Here is a 22446-nt window from a genome sequence, read left to right on the forward strand (position 1 = left end):
TAAAAATATGACAAAAACCATCTGACAAACTCAGATGGTTTTGGAAAGCAAATTCAAATGGTCAAAAAAAGCAGGATAGGATACACTGACTGCCTCGTGCTGCATTAATTCCACAGGTTCTTCACAAATAGTGCTGGCAATCGCGAGCATCATGCCGATGCGGTGATCTCCATGGCTGGAAACATTCGTTCCTCCTTTCAGCTTTGTTTTTCCGCGAATGATCATTCCATCGTTTGTAGCTTCAATATCCGCGCCAAGCTTTTTCAGCTCGCCGACAACTGTATCAATTCTATTTGTTTCTTTTACCTTTAATTCTTCGGCATCTTTAATAACTGTCGTTCCTTCAGCCTGTGTCGCAAGAAGGGCAATGATCGGAATTTCATCAATCAGTCTCGGAATCAGCTCTCCTGAAATTTCGGTTCCTTTTAGCTCAGATGTCCTGACCGATATATCAGCCATCGGTTCGGCAGAATCTAATGTCGGTATAATCTCGATCTCTGCACCCATATTTTCTAAAACATCTAAAATCCCTGTTCTTGTTGTGTTAATACCGACATTTTTCAGCTTGATCGAACTGTCCGGAACAATGGCTCCCGCAACTAGGAAAAAAGCAGCGGAAGAAATGTCACCAGGCACATAAATATTGGCGCCTTTTAATGTTTGTCCTCCCTCTACCGAAACAGTCAAATTTTGTTTTTTCACATGGACGCCAAAGGCTGACAAAAGACGTTCCGTATGATCTCTTGATTGATACGGCTCCTCAACTGTTGTGGTTCCATCTGCTTGAAGACCTGCAAGCAAAATCGATGACTTCACTTGAGCACTCGCTACTGGGGATTTGTAATAAATGCTCTTTAAATTCCCACCGCGCAAAGACAGCGGGGTAAAAGATCCGTTATTCCGTCCATCAATATGAGCTCCCATTTGTCTTAAAGGAGCTGTTACACGATCCATCGGTCTTTTCGCAATTGACTCATCCCCAATAATGCATGCATGAAAAGGACGTCCCGCTAAAATGCCCAGCATTAATCTTGTCGTGGTGCCTGAGTTCCCAACATTTAAAATGTTGACAGGTTCTTTCAGTCCGGAAAATCCTTTCCCTTCAATTGTTACATTCGTTCCTTCCTGTTTGATCGATACCTCCATCTCTTTGAAGCATGAAATGGTGCTTAAGCAATCCTCTCCAGTTAAAAAGTTTTGAATAGTTGTTTTTCCTTCCGCAATTGCACCAAACATAACCGCCCTATGGGAGATCGATTTGTCGCCGGGAACTTCTATAGTTCCGTTCAGCGAATGTTTTTTTGTCAAGACAAGCCCTTGATTCATATCTGTATCACCCCAACTACAGTATATATGTTTCATAATTCGTGTAGCGATCAATGCATTGTTTCGCCTTCATCCGGTCTTCATCCGACTGAAAGCTGATGCGCAAAACACCAAAAATTTCTTCACGCGTTTCTAAAATTCGAATATTTGTTATGCTAATTTCCTCTTTTGCTAAATAACCGGTAATTTCAGAAATAACACCCGGATAATCCGGAACATCGACATAAAGGTCATAAAAGGACGGAATGGCTCCTTTTTCCCTTTCAGGCAATCCGTCTCGATATGTCTTCGCTTTTTCAAAATATGTATAAAGCTGTTCTTTATCGAGATTCTCAATGAATTGTTTAATTTGCTTCATTTCTTGAATCCATTCATCAAACAACTCGATTAATACATCATGGTTGTGAACAATAATATCGCGCCACATAACCGGGTTGCTTGACGCAATTCGGGTAATGTCGCGAAATCCTCCGGCCGCAAGCCGCTTAATAATCGGAAACATTTCTTCTTTCTTTTCTGCCTGATGGACGAGGCTTGCCGCGATTAAATGCGGAAAATGGCTAATGACTCCGGTAATGGAATCATGTTCTTCAGGTGTCATGACAATAAATTGCGCTTTTGTTCCCTTTAAAAGCTTTTTTAATTGTTCTATTTTTTCCGGACGTTCGTTGCTGCCAGGCGTTAAAATATAAAACGCATTTTCAAATAAATGAGTTTTCGCTGCCGCAACGCCTGATTTATGTGAGCCCGCCATTGGGTGACCGCCAATAAATGTTACTGTTTTCGGCAAAGAAAAGCTCGCATGATCGACAATTTTTTTCTTTGTGCTGCCGACATCAGTGACAATGACTCCTTCTTTCAAGCTTAGCTCTCCCAAAAACGTTAAAACGTTCAATGTTTGTTCAACGGGAGTTGAAATAATAATAACGTCCGCTGATTCAGCGCCTTCCTTAATAGATTCCGCTGATTGATCAATGATTCCCAATTTTTTTGCCATTTGCACTTGATCATTTTTTATATCATATCCAACCAATTGAACCGATGGATGTTCTTTCTTAATTGCACGCGAAATCGATCCGCCGATTAAGCCAAGACCAATGATAAAAACTTTTTCCACAAAAAACCACCTGTTTCTGCTTTTTGGTAAAAAAAGAGGTGAGCGTTCACCTCTTTTAGGAAAGTAGTTCCTTTAAAGTTTGAATCAGTGCTTCATTTTCCTCTTCTGTTCCGACAGTAATTCTCAGCGATGTCGGAAATCCGAGAGCTTTTCCTGACCGGACGATGAATCCTTTTTCAAGCAGCTGTTGAAAAAGCTCATCCGCATCCCTTTGAAAATCTATTAAAATAAAGTTCGTTTGCGACGGGAAGTACTCAAGACCAAATTGTTCACAAAAATCATAGTATTGTTTGAGCCCTTCCCGGTTCAATTTTTTGCAGGTTTCGATAAAAGTTTGATCGTTTAGCGCTGCAATAGCAGCCTTTTGTCCAAGACGATTTGTATTAAAAGGTTCCCTTGCCGGCTCAATTAAGCGGATGAGTTCTTCATTTCCAATTCCATATCCTACTCGGAGTGCAGCTAGGCCGTATGCTTTTGAGAACGTCCGTAAAATTAATAGATTTGGAAATTGATCCAATAAGGCGACTGAATTCGGATAATCTTCCGCCGTCACATATTCGTAATACGCTTCATCAGATACGACAAGGACATCCTTCGGCACTTTGTTTAAAAAATTAATAAGCTCTTCTTCACTTATGTAAACTCCTGTAGGGTTATTCGGATTGCATAACCATACAATTTTTGTTTTGGAATCAATAGAGTCTGCCATTTTATCCAAATTGTGCCGCCCATCTACAAGTTCAATTTCGCGAATTTCGGCATTTTCGATCACCGCATTATGCCGGTATTGGGAAAATGACGGTGACGCCATTACGGTATTGAAGCCTTCGCTCAAAAGAGAACGTGACAGAATTTGTATAATATTATCTGATCCGTTTCCGAAAATGAGCTGATTTTCTTTTACGCCTACATGCTTTGCCACCTGTTTTCGCAGCTCTGCACTATAGCCGTCAGGATAGATCGCAAGAGATTCAAGCTCCTCTTGTATCGCTTGTTTCACTTTATCAGAACAACCGTACGGGTTTTCGTTTGATGCAAGCTTGATCACCTTTGTTAGACCAAACTGTTCTTTTACTTGTTCAATTGGTTTTCCAGGTTCGTATGGTTTCAGCGACTTTAACTGTTCTTTTACCTCCAACATTAACACCTCTTTCATCCCCTAATGGAGCAAACCGTCAATAAACCTTTCAAATTCCTGTAACCCGCTCTGTTTTGTATTCGCATTTGTGAGAAGCGGAATAAGCTTTTCAATTTGTTTAACAATCGCACTGCCCACAACGACGCCGTCACTTATTTTGAAAAATTTTTTTACATGCTCATTCGACGAAATGCCGAACCCGACAGCCACCGGAACTTCCGAATACTTCTTTACATGAGAGATAAAATCAGAAACGCGCTCATCAAATGATTGGCGCTCACCCGTCACCCCGAGAGATGAAACACAATATAAAAATCCTGCGGCGTTCTCAGCAATTTTTTTTATTCGATTGTAGGAAGTGGGAGCAACCATAGAGATAAAATAAATCCCATGCTCGTCACATTTTTTTCGCATCCATCCGCTTTCTTCGAACGGGAGATCAGGAATGAGAAGTCCTTCTAATCGATTTTTCTCCATTAAAGTAAAAAAGTATTTTTCTCCTAATTGTAGCACAGGATTGAAATAAGTAAAGAGAATGATCGGAATTTTTAAACCTCTTTCTTTCATTTTATATGCTAATTCCATCGCCTTTTCAATATTCATTCCATTTCTTCTTGCCCGGATGGATGCCTGTTGAATAACGGGGCCGTCAGCAAGCGGGTCCGAATAGGGAACGCCAAGCTCAATGGCTGACGCCCCGCATTTTTCTAAAATAAGGGCGAGATCAATGGTCAACTCTTCATTCGGATCTCCAGCTGTAATAAAAGGAATAAAAAGCTTGTCAAACTGTTGAAACATGCTTTTGTTAGAAACCATTTTCAACTCCCCCTTTCGTTTTCATCAAAGTGTGAACATCTTTATCGCCCCGTCCGGACAAACAAATTAAAATTGACTGTTCATTTGATAAAGTTTTTGCTACTTCGATTCCTTTTGCAACGGCATGAGCAGATTCAATTGCGGCTAATATTCCTTCTGTTTTCGCCAATGTTTCGAGTGCTAGAATCGCCTCTTCATCTGTAACAGATTCATAAACGACACGCCCTATTTTTGCTAAATAAGCATGCTCCGGACCGACACCCGGATAATCGAGGCCGGCAGAAATCGAATAAGGCTCAATAATTTCACCGTATTGATTTTGCAATAAGTACGTCATCGAACCGTGAATAACGCCTTTCGTCCCCTTTGTAATTGTTGCCGCATGTTCACCCGTTTCCACTCCTTTTCCTCCTGCTTCCACTCCAATAAGCTTTACATCTTCTTCTAAAAACGGTGTAAACATCCCGATCGCATTGCTTCCTCCGCCCACACAAGCTATGACAACATCCGGCAGCTTGCCAAACTCGTTGAAAAACTGCTCTTTCGCTTCATCTCCAATGATCCGCTGGAATTCTCTTACCATCATCGGATATGGATGCGGACCGACAGCTGAGCCCATTAAATAAAAATGGTCTTCACAATGCTGAACCCAATATCGGATCGCCTCATTCACAGCGTCTTTTAATGTTTTATTTCCGCTTGTAACAGGCACTACTTCAGCACCTAGCAGTTGCATCCGAAAAACGTTGAGGCGCTGTCTATCGATGTCTTCTTCTCCCATAAATACTTTGCAGTCCATGCCAAATTTCGCAGCGACAGTTGCTGATGCTACACCGTGCTGTCCGGCACCTGTTTCAGCAATAAGCTTCTTTTTTCCCATTCTTTTCGAAAGAAGCGCTTGACCAATAGCATTATTGATCTTATGGGCACCAGTATGGTTGAGATCCTCCCGTTTTAAAAAAATGTTTGCTCCCCCGACATGTTTTGTTAATTGGTCTGCAAATGTTAAAGCGGTCGGTCTGCCGGAATATTTTTGCAGCATTTGATGATATTGCTGTTGAAAAGAAGAATCACTTAATGCATCCTTTAATGCTTCTTCTAATTCATACAACGGCTTCATTAACGTTTCTGGTACATATTTTCCTCCAAATTCTCCAAACCTGCCATATTCATCAGGATATTTCATCAGCCTTTCACCTTCTCTATTAATTTTGCTATTTTTTCGACATCTTTTTTTTCATTTGTTTCAACACCGCTTGCAACATCAATGTTTTCAGCGCCTTTTTCAAGCAGCTCTGTTATGTTTTCAGGTGTAATGCCGCCCGCAATAAAACAAAGCTTCCGGTTATTTTTCGCCCATATTGTATAATCGGACACATTTGACCAGTCAAAAGCAACGCCTGTTCCGCCCCACATTCCTTTCACACGGCTGTCAATCACATATCCATCCACCCAATGTGAAAATTTTTCCATTTCCTCTATCACATGTTCATGATGAGGGAGAGCTTTCCAAACAGAAAGACCGAACTTTTCCTTTACCTGTTTTACAAATTCTTCATCTTCATCGCCATGCAGCTGTATGCAGTCTAATTCGACCGCTGCTAGCACATCCTCTAAAAATTGAATCGTCGGATGAACAAATACGCCTACTAGTTTTGGACGCATTTCTTTTGGAAAAGCTTCCATCCACCTGCCGACATCATTTGCCTTCACCTGTCGCCTGCTTTCAGAGGAAAAGATAAAGCCGATATAATCGGCTCCTTGATTGATGGAAACGGCTGTATCTTCAAATGTGCGGTTGCCGCAAATTTTGACGAGTCTCACTTTACACTCTCCTTAAACAGCTCATAAATTCCTTGTTCCGGATCTTTTTTCCGCATGAGCGACTCCCCGACAAGCACGCCTTTTGCTCCATATTCATACACCGTTTGCAAATCTGCCATCGTGCTTATGCCGCTTTCACTGATCAATAAAATATCTTTCGGCACATATTTTTGAATCGTTTCCAGATGATGAATATCCGTATGAAAGGTTGTTAAATCCCTGTTGTTCACCCCTAGTATATTCGGCACAAATATATCTAGTATTCTTTCAAGAGTCTCGACAGAATGGACCTCCACCAGGACATCCAGCTCTAAGCTGACCGCTTCATCCCAAAGCTCCTTTAATTTTTTTGGCGGAAGAGCCTCCCCGATTAACAAAATGGCATCCGCTCCGATCCATTTCGATTCATACACTTGCTTTTTATCGATAATAAAATCTTTGCGCAAAACAGGAAGTTTCACCTTTTCTTTAATTTCAGACAAAAATGCGGTTGACCCTTGAAAAAACTTTTGATCGGTTAAAACAGATAAGCAGTCTGCCTTCCCTCTCTCATATTTTTTTGCAATATCGACAGGATCGAAATCTTCACGAATGACACCTTTGGACGGCGATGCCTTCTTCACTTCCGCAATGAGCCCAAGAAAACGGTTCGGGTTTTGAAGAGCAGCGAAAAATGATCTTTTTTCGAATGTTTTTTGGTCTAATTGCGTCAAATCAAGCTCTTTCACTTCTTGTTCTTTAGCTCTTATGATCGTATCAAGCATAGCTCTCTTCCTTTCGGATGGCCAATCTCCTTAATTGCTGATAGGCGGTCCCGTCTTTTATGGCTGTTAAAGCCATCTGTACCCCTTCAGAAATGTTTTTTGCTTTTCCTGCTACGTAAAGAGCTGCAGCCGAATTTAATGCTACAATGTTCTTCACGCTTTCATTTCCTTTATTTTTCAGTACTTCCTCTATCATTTTAGCACTTTCTTTAGCATCTGAGACTTGTATTTCTTCAAGCTTCCCTCGATTCATTCCAAATTGCTCCGGAGAAATCGTATATTTTGTTATGTTCCCATCTTTTAGTTCTACGACATCCGTTTCATCACTGATCGAAATTTCATCTAATCCGTCCCTTCCTGATACTAACAGCACATGCTCTGAACGGAAATGTTTTAATGTTTCAGCCATTTTCTCCGCATGCTCCAATGATGAAACGCCAAGCACTTGTCGTTTTGTATTGGCCGGATTAGCCAGCGGCCCGAGCAAATTAAAAATCGTTCGGAATCCCACTTCTTTTCTTGCTTTGGCAACATGCTTCATCGATGAATGATAGAGAGGAGCAAACAAGAAGCTCATATTCGTTTCTTCCAGGCTTCTTCTTGCTTCTTCAGGCGTTGTTTGGATTGGGATGTTTAAACATTCGAGCACATCAGCGCTGCCGCTTCTTGAAGAAACAGCACGGTTTCCGTGTTTTGCGACTTTCACTCCCAACGATGAAGCTACAATGGCAGATGCGGTTGAAATGTTAAATGTTGATGCTCCGTCTCCGCCCGTTCCGCAAGTATCAACTGCATTTTCAAATCCTTCAAGCTGAGTCATATTTTCCTTCATCGCTTTCACAAATCCCGTCATCTCTTCGACCGTTTCGCCGCGAAATCGTAAAATAGTGATGAGACTGGCAATTTGACTGTCCGGAACCTTTCCTTCCATGATTTTTTTCATAATATCTTCTGCTTCAGATGCTGAAAGAGTCTCACCATTAATGCACTTCTCCAATATATGCTTCATGCCCTCTTCCTCCCTTTTTCTAAAAACAATTGTTCTGCTAATTCGATCGTTTGAATGAGCGCACTCGCTTTGTTTCTTGTTTCTTCCCATTCTTTTAAAGGAACAGAATCGGCAACGATCCCAGCCCCCGCCTGGACATATGCCTTCTGATTGTTCAGCGTGATCGTCCGAATTGTGATGCATGAATCAATGCTTCCATCGAAGCTGATGTATGCAACAGCCCCCGCATAGCTCCCCCTGGCAGTCGGCTCCAGCTCATGAATAATTTCCATTGCGCGTATTTTGGGGGCGCCTGAAACGGTTCCGGCTGGAAAAGCCGAAATTAATGCATCAATCGGATGAATGCTTTTTCTCAATTTTCCTCTCACTTTTGAAATGAGATGGATAACATGTGAAAAATAAGCTGCATCCAGAAGTACAGGTGTTTTGACCGTCCCGTATTCAGCAACTCGGCCGATATCATTTCTTGCTAAATCAACAAGCATATAATGCTCCGCTAGTTCTTTTTCATCCTGCAGCAATTGGCGAACGAGTCTTCTATCTTCTTCCTTTGTTTTGCCCCGCTTTCTCGTGCCGGCAATAGGATGAATTTCAACATAATCGTCGCGAACATGAATCAATCTTTCCGGTGAACTGCCGATAAGCTCTTGGTTTGATAGTTTTATATAAAATAAATAAGGGGAAGGATTGATAATTCTTAAAATTCGATACAATTGCAGACCGGTTACCGATACTTGTTTTTCAAAGCGCTGCGAAAGAACTCCTTGAAATATATCGCCAGAACGAATATATTCCTTCATTTTTTCTACATGATGCAAAAATTGTTCTTTTGTATAATTCGATTCAAATCCGGCGAAAGAAACCGGTTCTTTGTTTGACGGGATGAAAATATTTCCTTCCGGCTTGACGTTTTTTAATTCATTGCGATATTGAAAAATGCGTTCCTTTCCCGCCTCAAATATTTGCTTCAGCTCTTGTTCGCTTTCGTTTCCTTCTAGCTCTCTGTAATGAATAAATGTCAGCAGTTTTTCCCTGTGGCTATATGCAATGACCGTTTGGCAAATGACCAGTTCACATACAGAATGGGTTCTGTCAGCATGACGATGAGCTGGAATTTTTTCAAATAGGCTGACCGCATCATAATCGATTTTTCCGACAGCTCCGCCTGAAAACGGCACATCGATCGCCACTTTTTTTACATTGAAGCTTACCGTCATTCTATGAAACAATGCTGATAACGAAACATCTTTGTCCATGACCATCTGTTTTCGATTTTGCAGCTGGAACGTTCCATTTTCTTCCTTGATAAAATACATCGGCTCAAGACCGATAAACGAGTAGTTGGACCAGTTCGATTCGCTGTCATTGCTTTCTAAAATATAACAAGCATCGGTTTGCAGCGTTTGAAATATTTGGATAGGTGTCAGCATATCGACATGATATTGCTCGATAATGGGAACCGTCTTATATTTGCGGCAATCCTGCAAAAAATCTTGAAAGGTTGTTGCCATTGAAGTACTCACTCCTCCAAAGTATTTGGAGAATGAGTCATAGAGGATCGTTTTTGAGGGATGAAATTGATAATAAAAATCCCAAAAACATTACGTTTTTGGGCAGTCGATCAATCTATCTTCCTAAACCACTCATCTATTACTTCCTCGACTCATTCTCAACTACCCTTAACTAAACTCAGCTCATTTCAGGTCATATAAAAACTTTCTTATTCGCCATATTATCGGATACAGCATTATTTGTCAACAAGATCCGGTCGTAAAATTTTTGCCTTCTCTAAATAAACATGGCAAATATCGTTTTGGGCGGCTTCTGTATTAATATGCATCATCACCCTTACGCATTTCTCAAGGGCGCCTTCAACGGCTATTTCCTGCATGCATGTCACAGGAACATATTTCCAGCCTTCAATATTTCTTAATGCTTTTGCAGGGAAGCAGGCATTTAAATCATTTGTCGCCGAAATAAACACGGAAGCTACTTGTTCAGGGGCAATGTTGTTTAATCGAATCATCTCCCTTAAGAGCCTCTCCGTGCTTTCTACAATCTGTTCTTCATTATTTTCCGAAACGGTGATGGCCCCTCTAACACCTCTTATCAAACGCATCCCTCCGTTCTCCACTCATTAAGAAATGAATATAATGTATGCGTGTCAAACGTCTTAAGTACCGGATTGCCGATATCCTCGAGAAGCACAAAACGAATCTGGCTATGTACCGTTTTTTTATCTTTTTTCATTCGCTCGAGGAGCGATTCGGTTTGAATATTTTCATCGATTTTGACAGGAAAGCCGATTTCGTTAAACCAATTTTTGATCGACTCATATTGAAAATCTTTGTGAAATATCTTTTCACTCAGCCATAGAGCAAACAGCATGCCGCATGCAACGGCATCTCCGTGGGAAATCTTCCCGTAACCTAACTCCGCTTCGAGCGCATGGCCGAGAGTATGACCGAAGTTTAAAAACGCCCTTTTTCCCGTTTCTCTTTCATCTTCAGCGACAATTTCTGCTTTCACTTCAATTCCCTTTCGTATAAACCATTGCAGCTGTTCGCTTGTTACATGATTCAACGAATGGATCGTTTTCATTAAATTTTCAACAAATGAACGATCATTGATGAAGCCGTGCTTCACCACTTCCGCAAATCCTGAGCGGATTTCTAGAAGAGGCAGTGTTTTTAAAAACTGTGTATCATAAATAATGGCATGAGGCTGATGAAAAGCTCCGATCATATTTTTTCCGAGCGGATGATTAATGGCCACCTTTCCCCCGACAGCACTGTCATGAGCCAAAAGGGTCGTCGGCACTTGAATGAACGGAATTCCTCTCATAAATGTTGCAGCTACAAAGCCTGCTAAATCACCCACTACGCCCCCGCCAAAAGCAATGATTACGGATTCTCTGTCCAGATTGTTTTCTAAAGCAAAGGTCAAGCATTTATAGTACGTTTCAAATGATTTAGACTGTTCACCGCTCGGAACAACACATGTCAATACGTCCAAATCGAATGCTTTTAATACCGACTCTAATTTTCCGCCATACAGATCATTGACTGTTTGATCAGTAATGATCAAAATTTTCGAAGGATTATTGCAAACAGACAGAAGCCATTCTCCGACATTATCGATAATTCCGTCTCCTAAAAAAACTGGATACGGGCGACTTTTCGTTTGAATCATCATCTGTTCCATTAAAATTCCCTCGCATATTGTTTCATACGTTCGATATTTTCCCGAATAAGGTCAATGCGATCAAGACCAAACTGTTCAACGATCGCTTTGGCTACTTCCCATGCAACAACTGCCTCCGCCACAACACTTGCAGCCGGGACTGCGCAGCTATCCGATCGTTCAATGCTCGCCAAAAAAGGCTCTTTCGTATCAATGTCAACGCTTTGCAAAGGTTTATACAGTGTTGGAATTGGCTTCATGACTCCTCTGACGACGATGGGCATGCCGGTCGTCATACCGCCCTCAAAGCCTCCTAGATTGTTTGTTTTGCGATAGTATCCTTTCTCTTCGCTCCAAAGGATTTCGTCATGAACTTCGCTGCCAAATCTTCGTCCCGCTTCAAATCCCAAGCCGAATTCAACCCCTTTAAACGCATTGATGCTTACGATTGCTTGCGCTATTTTGGCATCCAGCTTTTTGTCCCAATGAACATAGCTGCCGACACCAGGTGGCATTCCTTCAACAATCACCTCAACGATGCCGCCGATGGAATCACCCTTTTCTTTTGCTTCATCGATCGCCCTCATCATTTGCTGAGCCGCATTTTCATCTAAACAACGCACAGGTGAGTTCTCTGTCTTTTCTTTCAACTCGGCAAGAGACGAATAGTCCAATTTTTGCGCACGGACACCGCCAATTTCAATGACATGTCCTGCCACTTGAATGCCGAGTTCAGACAAAATTTTCTTCGCAACAGCTCCTGCTGCCACCCTGACAGTTGTTTCCCGGGCAGAAGAGCGTTCAAGCACGTTGCGCATATCACGATGTCCGTATTTGATCGCCCCGACTAAGTCGGCATGGCCTGGGCGAGGTCTCGTAATTTTTCGTTTCATTTCCGCTTTCTCCGATTCGGAAATCGGCTCTGCCCCCATAATTTTCGTCCAATGGGCAAAGTCTTTATTTTCTACAACTAGCGCTATTGGTGATCCTAGCGTTTCGCCATGGCGCACTCCGCCTAGAATTTGCACCTGGTCTTTTTCGATTTGCATTCTTCGACCGCGGCCATGGCCTTTCTGTCTTCTTGCAAGCTCAATATTGATGTCTTCTTTCGTTAGAGGAAGCCCTGCCGGAACTCCTTCTATAATCGTCGTTAATTGCGGGCCGTGAGATTCCCCTGCTGTCAAATATCTCATACTAGCAAACTCCTTTCCATAACACTTTAACGCTTTTACGCTTTTATGCTTTTACGTAACTATACCATAAGATTTTTTGTTTGAATAGAAAGATCTTTGCTATTGCTACAATCGTGTATAAAAAAACGTTTCGATCGTTTTTAATCCATATTTTTCCGGAGTGAAAATTTGCTCTGTGCTGCCAACAAATAAAATCCCGTTTCGTCTAAGCGAGTTGCTGAATTTTTCATAAAGCTCTTTTTTCGCAGACTCAGTAAAATAAATGAGGACGTTTCGGCATACGATCAAATCAAAATCTGTTTCAAAGCGGTCTGACAGCAAATTATGCTTTCTAAAAGTAACCGAGCGTTTAATGTCTTCTTTTACATGATAGAAAGAGCCTTCTTGCTGAAAATAATTAGTTTTATATTCAAGAGGTACTTCTTTTAGCGATCTTTCCGGATAAATTCCAATTTGTGCTGTTTTAATCGCTTGTTCATCTATATCTGTGGCTAATATATATGAGTCTTTCAATAGCGAATTTTGTGCTAAAATCATTGCAATTGTGTAAGGTTCTTCTCCCGTTGAGCAGGCAGCGCTCCAAACTTTTATATGTTTTTTACCATTCAGCAAACGCGGAAGCAATTTTTTTTCAAGGATGTTCCAGCGCTGATAGTTGCGAAAAAATTCAGAAACATTAATCGTCATTCGATCTAAAAACAGATTGTATAAACATTTGTCCTTTTCCATCGCTAAAAAAAACTCGTGAAAGGATTGAAAGCCTTTTTTTTCATACAATGATTTTAATCTTCTTTTCATTTGAGTCTCTTTATATAATGATAGGTCAATCCCGCTTTTTCTTTTTATCTTTTCGATAAATGCAACATAGTCCTTATCTGTCACTTTCCGATCTTCCCCCGAATGTAATGTAGAAAACCCTAATCAAACCATTGTTTGATTAGGGTCAGATGTTAATAGATCCATACATCAATTTCACGGTCATATTCTACAAGCTCTTCAGCTTTAAAAAACAATTGAATTTCCCGCTCAGCGCTTTCAGGTGAATCTGAACCGTGAATTACATTCTTCCCTACTGTTAAACCAAAATCGCCGCGAATTGTTCCAGAAAGGGCATCCTTTGGATTGGTTTTTCCCATCATTTGACGGGCAATTTCGATTGCATTTTCGCCTTCCCAAACCATTGCAAAAACCGGTCCTGATGTGATGAATTGAACGAGCTCATTGAAAAAAGGCTTTTCTTTATGTTCTCCATAATGCTGCTGGGCCAATTCTTCAGAGATTTTCATTAATTTTGCACCGATAAGCTTCAGCCCTTTTTGCTCAAATCTTGAAACGATTTGTCCAATCAGCTGTCGTTGTACACCATCAGGCTTTACCATTAAAAACGTCTTTTCCATCAACACATCCACCTCGAAAATTTCATTATGTATAAGTACAAAATCCACAAGAAAATAGTATCATTATTAAAGCGGTTACGCAAACTAAAATTTCCTTTTTCCAATATATTTGGCAATATTGTATAGCGAAGTTCGCGCTTTCCCGTGCTTGAGGCCTTCCAATTGATGAAAGCTCTTCTGCAAATAGCGGTCACTAATATTCATCGACTGTTCGATTGCTCTTGATTTTTTAATTTCATAAATAATCGGTTTGATTTCTTCAGCAGTTGTTTGATTATTGATTTTGACAATTTTTTTTCTTAATTCTTCATTTTGCATGGCAAACAAAACAGGAAGGGTAATGTTTCCTTGAAGTAAATCGCTCCCAACTGGTTTTCCAAGCTCTTCTTCCGTAGAGATAAAATCTAAAAGATCGTCAATAATTTGATACGAAATTCCAACATAATAACCGTACAAATAAAGCTTTTTACAAACGGATTCTGGAGCGCCGGAGGCAAGAGCGCCCAATTGGCAGCTGACAGCAATTAATAAAGCTGTTTTTCTTTTAATTCGTTTGACATACGTCCGATAAGACTGATCAAAATTGTATTTATCGTTGATTTGTTCGATTTCTCCTAAACAGAGTTCAACAAGAGCTTTCGAAAGAACTCGGTGAATAAGCGGCTCGTCCAGCTCTGTTATGATTTCAAGAGCCCGTGCGAATAAGTAATCTCCAACATACATGGCAATGCGATTGTCCCATTTTGCATTAACTGTTGGTTTTCCTCTTCGCAGCTCAGCATTGTCGATGACGTCATCGTGTACCAATGAGGCGCTGTGAATCAGCTCTAAAGCGACGGCAACCGGTTTCAAACGGTCAATGTTATAATCTCCGAACATTCCTGACAACAATACAAAAACAGGGCGAATCCGTTTTCCCCCTGCTTGAAGAAGATGAATCCCGGCTTCACGTATTAACGGATCTTTTGTTTGTACGGAAGACAGCAATTCATTTTCAATCACTTCAAGGTCTTTTGTTAAAAAGGAATAGAATGATTTTAACTTCATTTATTTCACCTTTGTTTCCAATTTCGGTTTATAACCTAAGTGCATTGCTGCAACACCGCCTGTAAATGGCTTCACTTCTACATTTATAAAACCAGTTTGCTCGAACATTTTTTTCAGCTCTTTCATGCCAGGAAATTGACGCGCGGACTCCTGCAGCCAAGAATATTCTTCATAGCTTTTAGCAAATATCTTGCCGAATAAAGGCATGATAAAGCGAAAATAAAAATAGTAAAGCTGTTTGAAGCCAATCAAGGTCGGCTGTGATGTCTCCAAACAAACTACCATTCCTCCGGGTTTCAATACGCGGTACATTTCCGATAGAACCTGCATATAATCAGGAACATTTCTGAGGCCAAACCCGATGGTCACATAATCAAACTCGTTTTCAGGAAACGGCAAATCCATCGCATTGCCGTGAATAAATGAAATATTGGAAAATTGTCTTTCCTTTGCCTTTTCCTCACCGATGCTTAACATATTTTGGCTAAAATCAAGTCCTATGACCTTTCCGTTTTGCCCGACTGCTTCCCCGAGCGCAAGCGTCCAGTCCCCCGTTCCGCAGCAAACATCGAGTGCGTAGGAACCTTTTTTCACATTCATTCTCCGCATCGTTTCTTTTCGCCATGCAATATGACGATTAAAGCTAATCACAGAATTCATCCGGTCATAATTTTTATAAATTTTTTCAAATACGCGGTGCACACGTTCTTCTTTCGATTGCTGCATTTTTTAACCTTCCTCCACTATCATATGCGAAAACCGTAATACATGAATTCGGTTCATAATAAATTGTTTTACGGCAGGCGAATATTTCAGACTTTTTTCCAACAGTTTATTAATTTCCCAGAAATAATGATTGCAGCATTCTATGAAAGTTCCAACTAAATCAATCGGGCTTTTAGATTTCTTTTGAAATTGTGTTAAAACGGACTGGCTATTTTTATCGTATTTATGTTTTTCTTCACATAAACGTTTATATGTTAAATATGTTTTGGAAATTTCCGGCCACGTCTCAATTTGAAAATGCTCTCCGATCCGTTGAAATAACGCGGTTTCCACAATGACGATGCTTTCGACTATTGCTTCAATCGACTGGCAGCTTCGGTCGTAAAGACGAATTTTATGCTCATTAATTTCTTTAATCGCGGTTGCAAGCGCACGAACCATTTTCAAGTCTTGAATTTCAGAAAGAATAAAATAATATAGTCCGCTGAAATAATCACCTGCAATGACATTTAATTGTCTTTCAACAAAAAGCTTCCTATTTTGACATTCCGTTGTCGTTACTAAATCATGGGTATCAAGGGCTGATTGAACAAGCATGGCGGTCACAACATATTTTTCCTTCTTTTCATCTGCTATTTCCGCTTCTTCAAAAAGCGCGTAAAACAGTAGCAGCTTGTCTTCATCAATTACAGGCTTTTGAATATATTGTTTAAACACAGGATGTGAAAAATATTGGTCTAGCGAACGTTTTATTTGCTCCAGCTTTTGATAGATTTCCATCATTATCACCCTTGTCCCCCATATATCTCTATACTAACATTTACAAATTTTATTATATCATAACCACATTTTTTCATTAGGCTTTGTCGAAAAAGTAAAAGCAGAAATCCTGCTTATTTTCTCTCGCCGCTCTCAATCTCTCCATAGCTTGTTTGAATAAGCGCCTTGCCGCGAATTTTAATGGCAGACGTGTGTTCCGTAAATTGAGCAATCATTACTTCTCCTTTATCAAGCTTTTCGGAATGGTGGAACCTAGTATCGGAACCTCTTGTCAAACCAATCACATTGACGCCATCTTCAATTGCTTTAATAACCACATAATCATTTTGATTCGGATTCATCTATCAACACCTACCGTTTATTTTTTTATTAATGACAGCACTTCGCTTCTTGCCGCAGCATCATTCAAAAAACATCCTCTGACTGCTGACGTTACAGTGATTGATCCAGGCTTTTTCACTCCGCGCATTGTCATGCACATATGCTCCGCTTCAACAACAACCATCACACCGTGAGGATCCAATGATTCGACTATGCTGTCGGCAATCGTTGACGTAATCCGTTCTTGCAGCTGTGGTTTTTTTACAACCGCTTCAACAGCACGGGCTAGTTTGCTTAGTCCAGTCACTTTGCCGCCTTTTGGTATGTATGCAATATGTACTTTACCGAAAAAAGGAACTAGATGGTGTTCGCACATTGAAAAAAATTGAATATCCTTTACTAAAACAAGCTCTTCATGATCCTCTTCAAATACGGTTTGAAAATATTCTTTAGGATCCTGATCTATGCCTGAAAAAATTTCCTCATACATATTGGCAACCCGCTTAGGTGTATCAGCCAATCCTTCCCTATTAGGATCCTCCCCTATAGCTTCTATAATTAAACGTACTGCCTGTTCTATTTGCTCTTTATTAATTTTTGGCATACTCGGCTCCTCCTATTGTCATTCATTCATACCGATTCTAGCACAATTAATGAAAAAAAAGCAAAATGAAGCTTCCTTTCCCGCAAATAGAACAGAAAACTTTTCTGAACAATCTCGCCTAAATAGGAAAAGCCCCAAAAAGGGGCTTATTCTGTGAAGAAATACAGCGAGCATATGTAGTCGCTACTCATTTCTTAATTGTGTGCGTTCATTTCATTACTTGCCAGCAACTGCATCTTTAAGAGCTTTGCCTGGTTTAAACGCAGGCACTTTGCTTGCCGGAATTTCAATTTCTTCACCAGTTTGAGGATTGCGACCTTTGCGCGCTGAACGCTCACGCACTTCAAAGTTTCCAAAACCGATGAGTTGAACTTTGTCACCTTTTTTCAAAGATTCTAAAATTGTATCGAAAACAGCATCTACAGCTTTCGTTGCATCCTTTTTGGATAATTCGCTAGCTTCTGCTACAGCGTTGATTAATTCTGTTTTGTTCATTTAATGTTTCACCTCCTCCCAAAAAAGTTTCATGAAAATCCAGCTATTATACATTTCTTCACAGCTTTTAAGAATTCTATACATGCAACAACAAGAAGTTGGTGACTAGCTTATCATAAATGAAACAATATTTCATTTCAACAGTTTTTCATTTTCAAATTGGTTGCAAAGGATGATTCATCCTTATGAGAGAAGAATTTCTGTAAAAAGATTATCATAACAATAATGGCAGAATCAAGCACAATTCTATTAATTTCAGTCATTTTTCAATCGATTTGGCAAAAAGTTCGCCAAAACAATAGAGGGAGACTGCATGAGCAGTCAACCCTTCCATCATTTAAAAACGCATCTTCCACATATTTCCGTTTTCAAAGCGCCGAATTTTTTTCTTTTCGTATGTTTAAAATCCCGGCTGCTGCTTGTTTTATCCGATCTTCTTCCTTCAGGTTCTCGGAAATAAAAATGTTTCAACCCTTTTCTTCCCCGCTATGAAATGCTTCTTTCATCACTTTTTCGGAAATCACTATTCTGCCCTCCCCTTTTATTTTGTATAGCATATGTGTCTTTACATTAATTCGTTTGGACCTTTAAATCGTTAAAAAAATGTGCGTTTGCCAACAGTGGCATGTTTTATCCACATTCATACTATTTAAATGAAAAACAGTAAAAAGAGGGATCAAATGGAAAAAGACTTGGAGAAAATTTCCTTGAATCCGTCAATGAAGATTTTTTAGCAAAAAGAAAACTGCCTAAAGGCCCAATTTTTTATACAATAGATGGTGATGCTAATTTTTCGTTATACAGCGATTTAGACCAAAAGGTAAAAAAAGCTTACACAAGGATATGAGCTAAAATACGGGGAAAATGACGATTTTAGTAAGTTCGAACAATTTATTTATTTTGTTAATACAAGCAATTCGTCCCAATTTTCTGAAGAAATTGAACAATATTTAGACGTGGAGCAATATTTAAAATGGCTGACAGGTGTTATTTGCACACAAAATTACGATGGTTTTGTTCACAATTACGCACTTTACTTCCATGGAGAAACAAGCCGTTTTCATATTATTCCCTGGGATTACGATACGACATGGGGAATTGATGTCAACGGAGAAAAAATGCGACATGACTATGTTCGGGTAGAAGGATTTAACACTTTAACGGCAAGGCTGCTAGACGTCCAAAAGTATAAAAAACTTTCCCAACAACTTTTATATGACACTATACAACATAAATTTTCGGTAAAAAATTTGATAGATGCTGTATACGGTTATTATGAACAAGTGAAAAAGTTTATTAGCAAAGATCCTTATTTCCAATATACCCTTGACGAATTTAATCAACAGCCTTCACAAATTCTCTATTTTATCTCGAAAAGAAATCCATTTATCACTTCACATTTAATGTTTTAGCAAGCTGAACGACGCAAATAGACGATCGCTTATTTTTCATGAATTAGGTAAATGTTCTGTTGCTTTCTCCCATTTTGAACGTATAAAATAATTGACCTGTATGATTGAATGCCAAGGGAGGTTAAAGAAAATGACCGCAACTTGAGAAAATTTTTATCAATATGTAAAGTCGCTTGTTGGAAAAATGATTAAGGTGAATAGAGGCGGTCCTGAAAGCAAAAGCGGTTTACTGCTTGAAGAGTAAAAACTGATTATTTGACCCTCTATTTATTCGAATCAAACAATGTTGTTTACTACCAATTGAAACACATTAAAAGCATTACGGAAAATTCTAAGACAAATTTCAAACCTTTTCGACTGGAAGATGTTGAACAAAACGCATCGAAAAGCGACAGCTTCCGCCGCCTAATAAAATTATTTCAGTACGAATACCTTCAAATTCGGTTTTTTCGCTAAGTTGTTTAACCTTTTAAAAAAAATGATGTGTCTATTCAAAGGCCGGAAAATGCAGGGCTGAACTTCTTGTCAAAAAAAACAGGGCTCACTCGTTTGCCCCTTGTGAAAAAAACAACGGCCAAAAAACCGTTGTTTTTGACCTTTTGATCTTTTATAATATGATTGCTATGAGCCCGCCTGACCCCTCGTTGATGATTCTTTCCAATGTTTCTTTTAATTTGTAGCGGGCATTTTCAGGCATCAACGACAATTTTGCTTGTATTCCTTCTCTGACGATCGAGCTTAAGCTTCTTCCGAATATATCGGAATTCCATATGGACAAAGGATTTTCTTCAAAATCTTGCATTAAATAACGCACAAGCTCTTCACTTTGTTTTTCTGTGCCAATGATCGGCGCAAATTCAGATTCAACATCTACTTTAATCATATGAATGGAAGGTGCGACTGCTTTGAGTCGGACGCCGAATCTCGATCCTTGGCGGATAATTTCCGGTTCATCCAGACTCATATCTGATAAAGCCGGTGCTGCTATGCCGTAACCTGTCTGTTTTACCATTTTTAAAGCATCGGCTACTTGATCGTATTCCGCCTTAGCGTGTGCAAAATTTTGCATGAGCTCAAGCAGATGATCCTTCCCGCGTATTTCAACACCGACAACTTCTTTTAAAATTTGATCGTACAGCTCATCCGGCGCAAACAAATCGATCTCCGCAATCCCTTGGCCCATTTGAATACCAGCTAGTCCAGCCCGCTCAATAAAATCATACTCACTGAACTGCTGGACAACTTGATTGACATCACGCAGACGTTTGATATCTTTTACTGTTTCCTTCACCGTTTCTTGATAGCTCGTGCGAAGCCAATGATCTTCTCTCAGCACCATCACCCAGCTGGGCAAATTCACATTGACTTCCAAGACTGGAAATTCGAAAAGCGCTTCTCTCAATACATTCGTTACATCAATTTCCCTCATGCTTTCCACGCTCATAGCAAGAACTGGAATATCATATTTTTCATTTAATTCTTTTCTTAAAGCCTCCGTATCCGGATGATGAGGATGCACAGAATTAATAATCATAATAAATGGTTTTCCGACTTCTTTTAACTCTTCAATTACTCGTTCTTCCGCTTCTACGTAATCTTTTCTAGGAATTTCGCCGATTGAACCGTCTGTTGTGACGACTACACCGATTGTTGAGTGGTCTTGAATAACCTTGCGGGTGCCAATTTCCGCTGCTTCATGAAACGGGATCGGCTCCTCATACCATGGAGTGTTGATCATTCTCGGCCCATTTTCATCTTCGTATCCCTTTGCACCAGGCACTGTATATCCTACGCAATCTACTAATCTTATATTGACATCAAGGCCTTCATCAACATGGACGGTGACCGCTTGATTCGGGACAAACTTTGGCTCCGTTGTCATAATGGTTTTGCCTGCTGCGCTCTGAGGGAGCTCATCTTGAGCACGTGCTTTATCCGCTTCATTTTCAATATTGGGAAGAACAACTAATTCCATAAACTTTTTTATGAATGTTGATTTACCGGTTCTAACTGCACCAACGACCCCTAGATAAATATCGCCGCCAGTTCGCTCTGCAATGTCTTTGAAAATATCTACCTTTTCCAAGTGATTCCCTCCCGACTTTCAAGTCTTATAACATCCATACATTTACAATTCTTTAGTCATTACATATTTATGATGTTGTCCTATCTAGTTATGACTGTAAAAAAAGAATTTCTTCCAAAAAGAAAAGAACCTTTCTCTTAAATTGTATTCTTAAGAAAAAGGTTCATGACTTATTTTATTAAAAATACCGGTTCATTTTTTTCATTCACAGTATATGGAAGGGAAAATGCAGGGACGAACGGGGAGTTTTCTACTAGCAAATGACGGATATCTTCCCCCTCTTTGAATGATCTTTTTGATTCCTTTATGGCACGGTATAAATCTAAGCTGTAATCAACGTAAACTTCTCGATTGTTGTCGATCACAAGCGGAAGATTTTCCCCTGAGTACGGACTCTTCACATGAGGAGGCTCTTTTAATCCTAGCTTTTTATAGTTCAGTGTAAATACATTTTTCGCTATTTGCTTTTCATAAGGAGGATATTCATGAGCATTGATCCTCATCTTTAGTTCACGGATCGCCTCTGCTATTCGTAAATCGATCAGCTTTACGGTTGGATTTTTTTCCACATCGACTAAAACATATAAGTAAATACCTCCATTTTCAAACGCGGTGCCGGGGGGCTCAGGCAAATATTCAGGAATCAACAGATTGAAATCAATAGGGTATTTTTCATAAATAGGCGTTGATTTGTCTCTCGTTTTAATCGGCAAAAGCCCTTCCGTATCAGCTTTATATTGTTCTACTGCTTTTTGCACGGATTGTATTTGCGCTTCATAAGGTATTTCATTTTTATGTAATCGTTCTTCTGGGTATAAACATCCAGATAAAAGCAAAACAAACATGATAGAGATGAAAGATTTCATTATGCTTTTCTTGTTCATCCTCGTCTTCCTCACTTTGCCTACTCGCTTGTCGGTCCGGAAAAGACTACGAAAAAAATGATAATTCCTGCTAAAATCATAAAAAAATAAGCAATCACTGCTGTGATAGATTTCAAAAATCCTTTTAGTTTAAAACGGCTCAAGTATATGGAAAAGACCGCGATAAACATAAAGGCCATCGCTGTGAGAGCAATCCACATTTTCATTAGACCTTCTGACATTGTGATCCACTCCTTCTATTCCTACCAATCATTTTAACATATGCTCTTTTTCACGCAATTGTTTTCCATATAAGAATCGAATTCAAAAAAAAACTGGAGCAGC

General features: G+C 39.8%; 23 protein-coding genes and 1 pseudogene. 1 reads left to right on the forward strand and 23 read right to left on the reverse strand.

Going from position 1 to position 22446, the window contains the following annotated elements; all coding sequences use genetic code 11:
• Positions 1–30 precede the first annotated feature (30 nt).
• From aroA to hbs, 20 genes are all read right to left on the reverse strand, one after another.
• On the reverse strand, positions 31–1326 hold the full coding sequence (gene aroA / locus NSQ44_RS11670) for a 3-phosphoshikimate 1-carboxyvinyltransferase (RefSeq protein ID WP_340857115.1): 1296 nt from the start codon (positions 1324–1326) through the stop codon (positions 31–33).
• A gap of 16 nt (positions 1327–1342) precedes the next feature.
• The gene (locus NSQ44_RS11675) at positions 1343–2443 is read right to left on the reverse strand and encodes a prephenate dehydrogenase (RefSeq protein ID WP_340857116.1); all 1101 of its coding nucleotides are present in this window, start codon (positions 2441–2443) and stop codon (positions 1343–1345) included.
• A gap of 55 nt (positions 2444–2498) precedes the next feature.
• Positions 2499–3581: a histidinol-phosphate transaminase gene (hisC, locus tag NSQ44_RS11680; RefSeq protein WP_066251925.1), complete on the reverse strand. Its 1083-nt coding sequence runs from the start codon at positions 3579–3581 to the stop codon at positions 2499–2501.
• Between the two features lie 21 nt (positions 3582–3602).
• Positions 3603–4397 carry a tryptophan synthase subunit alpha gene (gene trpA / locus NSQ44_RS11685; RefSeq protein ID WP_412675395.1) on the reverse strand — a complete coding sequence of 265 codons (795 nt, stop codon included), beginning with the start codon at positions 4395–4397 and terminating at the stop codon, positions 3603–3605.
• Complete coding sequence (gene trpB / locus NSQ44_RS11690) at positions 4387–5586, reverse strand: tryptophan synthase subunit beta (RefSeq protein WP_094246134.1); 1200 nt, start codon at positions 5584–5586, stop codon at positions 4387–4389. Before trpB ends, trpA begins: the two co-directional genes overlap by 11 nt.
• Positions 5583–6221: a phosphoribosylanthranilate isomerase gene (locus NSQ44_RS11695; RefSeq protein ID WP_130156180.1), complete on the reverse strand. Its 639-nt coding sequence runs from the start codon at positions 6219–6221 to the stop codon at positions 5583–5585. Before NSQ44_RS11695 ends, trpB begins: the two co-directional genes overlap by 4 nt.
• Positions 6218–6985: an indole-3-glycerol phosphate synthase TrpC gene (gene trpC, locus NSQ44_RS11700; RefSeq protein ID WP_130156178.1), complete on the reverse strand. Its 768-nt coding sequence runs from the start codon at positions 6983–6985 to the stop codon at positions 6218–6220. Before trpC ends, NSQ44_RS11695 begins: the two co-directional genes overlap by 4 nt.
• Positions 6978–7994 carry an anthranilate phosphoribosyltransferase gene (trpD, locus tag NSQ44_RS11705; RefSeq protein ID WP_340857117.1) on the reverse strand — a complete coding sequence of 339 codons (1017 nt, stop codon included), beginning with the start codon at positions 7992–7994 and terminating at the stop codon, positions 6978–6980. The genes trpC and trpD overlap by 8 nt, the downstream gene beginning before the upstream one ends.
• Entirely contained in the window at positions 7991–9505 is a 1515-nt protein-coding gene (gene trpE / locus NSQ44_RS11710) for an anthranilate synthase component I (RefSeq protein WP_340857118.1), read from the reverse strand. The genes trpD and trpE overlap by 4 nt, the downstream gene beginning before the upstream one ends.
• Before the next feature lie 236 nt (positions 9506–9741).
• Positions 9742–10107, reverse strand: a complete 366-nt coding sequence (aroH, locus tag NSQ44_RS11715; protein WP_063388656.1) for a chorismate mutase — start codon at positions 10105–10107, stop codon at positions 9742–9744.
• Positions 10104–11198 carry a 3-dehydroquinate synthase gene (gene aroB / locus NSQ44_RS11720; RefSeq protein ID WP_340857119.1) on the reverse strand — a complete coding sequence of 365 codons (1095 nt, stop codon included), beginning with the start codon at positions 11196–11198 and terminating at the stop codon, positions 10104–10106. The genes aroH and aroB overlap by 4 nt, the downstream gene beginning before the upstream one ends.
• A complete protein-coding gene (aroC, locus tag NSQ44_RS11725) occupies positions 11198–12370 on the reverse strand; it encodes a chorismate synthase (RefSeq protein ID WP_340857120.1) in 1173 nt (390 codons plus the stop codon). The genes aroB and aroC overlap by 1 nt, the downstream gene beginning before the upstream one ends.
• A 105-nt stretch (positions 12371–12475) precedes the next feature.
• A complete protein-coding gene (locus tag NSQ44_RS11730; RefSeq protein WP_063388584.1) occupies positions 12476–13252 on the reverse strand; it encodes a CheR family methyltransferase in 777 nt (258 codons plus the stop codon).
• 68 nt (positions 13253–13320) lie between these two features.
• On the reverse strand, positions 13321–13767 hold the full coding sequence (gene ndk, locus NSQ44_RS11735; RefSeq protein WP_340857121.1) for a nucleoside-diphosphate kinase: 447 nt from the start codon (positions 13765–13767) through the stop codon (positions 13321–13323).
• An 84-nt stretch (positions 13768–13851) separates the two neighbouring features.
• Complete coding sequence (gene hepT / locus NSQ44_RS11740; RefSeq protein WP_340857122.1) at positions 13852–14814, reverse strand: heptaprenyl diphosphate synthase component II; 963 nt, start codon at positions 14812–14814, stop codon at positions 13852–13854.
• A complete protein-coding gene (locus tag NSQ44_RS11745; protein WP_063388587.1) occupies positions 14815–15540 on the reverse strand; it encodes a demethylmenaquinone methyltransferase in 726 nt (241 codons plus the stop codon).
• A gap of 3 nt (positions 15541–15543) precedes the next feature.
• On the reverse strand, positions 15544–16320 hold the full coding sequence (locus NSQ44_RS11750) for a heptaprenyl diphosphate synthase component 1 (protein WP_340857123.1): 777 nt from the start codon (positions 16318–16320) through the stop codon (positions 15544–15546).
• Between the two features lie 113 nt (positions 16321–16433).
• Complete coding sequence (gene mtrB / locus NSQ44_RS11755) at positions 16434–16661, reverse strand: trp RNA-binding attenuation protein MtrB (protein WP_063388589.1); 228 nt, start codon at positions 16659–16661, stop codon at positions 16434–16436.
• 17 nt (positions 16662–16678) lie between these two features.
• The gene (gene folE / locus NSQ44_RS11760) at positions 16679–17245 is read right to left on the reverse strand and encodes a GTP cyclohydrolase I FolE (protein WP_063388590.1); all 567 of its coding nucleotides are present in this window, start codon (positions 17243–17245) and stop codon (positions 16679–16681) included.
• A gap of 216 nt (positions 17246–17461) precedes the next feature.
• Positions 17462–17740 (reverse strand): non-specific DNA-binding protein Hbs, encoded by a 279-nt coding sequence (gene hbs, locus NSQ44_RS11765; RefSeq protein ID WP_063388591.1) that lies wholly within the window; start codon positions 17738–17740, stop codon positions 17462–17464.
• Between the two features lie 845 nt (positions 17741–18585).
• Between hbs and NSQ44_RS11770 the strand changes: the two are divergent.
• Positions 18586–19152, forward strand: a pseudogene (locus tag NSQ44_RS11770) (CotH kinase family protein); the annotation flags it as partial.
• A gap of 607 nt (positions 19153–19759) precedes the next feature.
• Here the strand turns inward: NSQ44_RS11770 and spoIVA are convergent.
• The 3 genes from spoIVA to NSQ44_RS11785 form a co-directional block, all read right to left on the reverse strand.
• The gene (gene spoIVA / locus NSQ44_RS11775; RefSeq protein WP_063388595.1) at positions 19760–21238 is read right to left on the reverse strand and encodes a stage IV sporulation protein A; all 1479 of its coding nucleotides are present in this window, start codon (positions 21236–21238) and stop codon (positions 19760–19762) included.
• A gap of 170 nt (positions 21239–21408) precedes the next feature.
• Positions 21409–22122: a hypothetical protein gene (locus tag NSQ44_RS11780; protein WP_082829632.1), complete on the reverse strand. Its 714-nt coding sequence runs from the start codon at positions 22120–22122 to the stop codon at positions 21409–21411.
• A 20-nt stretch (positions 22123–22142) separates the two neighbouring features.
• Positions 22143–22343: a DUF2768 domain-containing protein gene (locus NSQ44_RS11785; RefSeq protein WP_063388596.1), complete on the reverse strand. Its 201-nt coding sequence runs from the start codon at positions 22341–22343 to the stop codon at positions 22143–22145.
• Between the last annotated feature and the right edge of the window lie 103 nt (positions 22344–22446).

Source organism: Aeribacillus sp. FSL M8-0254 (assembly GCF_038008845.1).
Lineage (GTDB): Bacteria > Bacillota > Bacilli > Bacillales > Aeribacillaceae > Aeribacillus > Aeribacillus composti.

Excerpts from the sequence above, each read along its gene's own strand:
- NSQ44_RS11750 (WP_340857123.1), bottom strand. The coding sequence starts at position 16,320 with ATGGAAATCTATCAAAAGCTGGAGCAAATAAAACGTTCGCTAGACCAA.
- folE (WP_063388590.1), bottom strand. The coding sequence starts at position 17,245 with ATGCCAAAAATTAATAAAGAGCAAATAGAACAGGCAGTACGTTTAATT.
- aroB (WP_340857119.1), bottom strand. The coding sequence starts at position 11,198 with ATGGAACAGATGATGATTCAAACGAAAAGTCGCCCGTATCCAGTTTTT.
- mtrB (WP_063388589.1), bottom strand. The coding sequence starts at position 16,661 with ATGAATCCGAATCAAAATGATTATGTGGTTATTAAAGCAATTGAAGAT.
- ndk (WP_340857121.1), bottom strand. The coding sequence starts at position 13,767 with ATGGAAAAGACGTTTTTAATGGTAAAGCCTGATGGTGTACAACGACAG.
- trpE (WP_340857118.1), bottom strand. The coding sequence starts at position 9,505 with ATGGCAACAACCTTTCAAGATTTTTTGCAGGATTGCCGCAAATATAAG.
- hbs (WP_063388591.1), bottom strand. The coding sequence starts at position 17,740 with ATGAACAAAACAGAATTAATCAACGCTGTAGCAGAAGCTAGCGAATTA.
- aroA (WP_340857115.1), bottom strand. The coding sequence starts at position 1,326 with ATGAATCAAGGGCTTGTCTTGACAAAAAAACATTCGCTGAACGGAACT.
- trpC (WP_130156178.1), bottom strand. The coding sequence starts at position 6,985 with ATGCTTGATACGATCATAAGAGCTAAAGAACAAGAAGTGAAAGAGCTT.
- hepT (WP_340857122.1), bottom strand. The coding sequence starts at position 14,814 with ATGAAGTTAAAATCATTCTATTCCTTTTTAACAAAAGACCTTGAAGTG.
- aroC (WP_340857120.1), bottom strand. The coding sequence starts at position 12,370 with ATGAGATATTTGACAGCAGGGGAATCTCACGGCCCGCAATTAACGACG.
- trpA (WP_412675395.1), bottom strand. The coding sequence starts at position 4,397 with ATGGTTTCTAACAAAAGCATGTTTCAACAGTTTGACAAGCTTTTTATT.
- NSQ44_RS11780 (WP_082829632.1), bottom strand. The coding sequence starts at position 22,122 with ATGAACAAGAAAAGCATAATGAAATCTTTCATCTCTATCATGTTTGTT.
- NSQ44_RS11745 (WP_063388587.1), bottom strand. The coding sequence starts at position 15,540 with ATGCAGCAATCGAAAGAAGAACGTGTGCACCGCGTATTTGAAAAAATT.
- trpD (WP_340857117.1), bottom strand. The coding sequence starts at position 7,994 with ATGAAGCATATATTGGAGAAGTGCATTAATGGTGAGACTCTTTCAGCA.
- NSQ44_RS11785 (WP_063388596.1), bottom strand. The coding sequence starts at position 22,343 with ATGTCAGAAGGTCTAATGAAAATGTGGATTGCTCTCACAGCGATGGCC.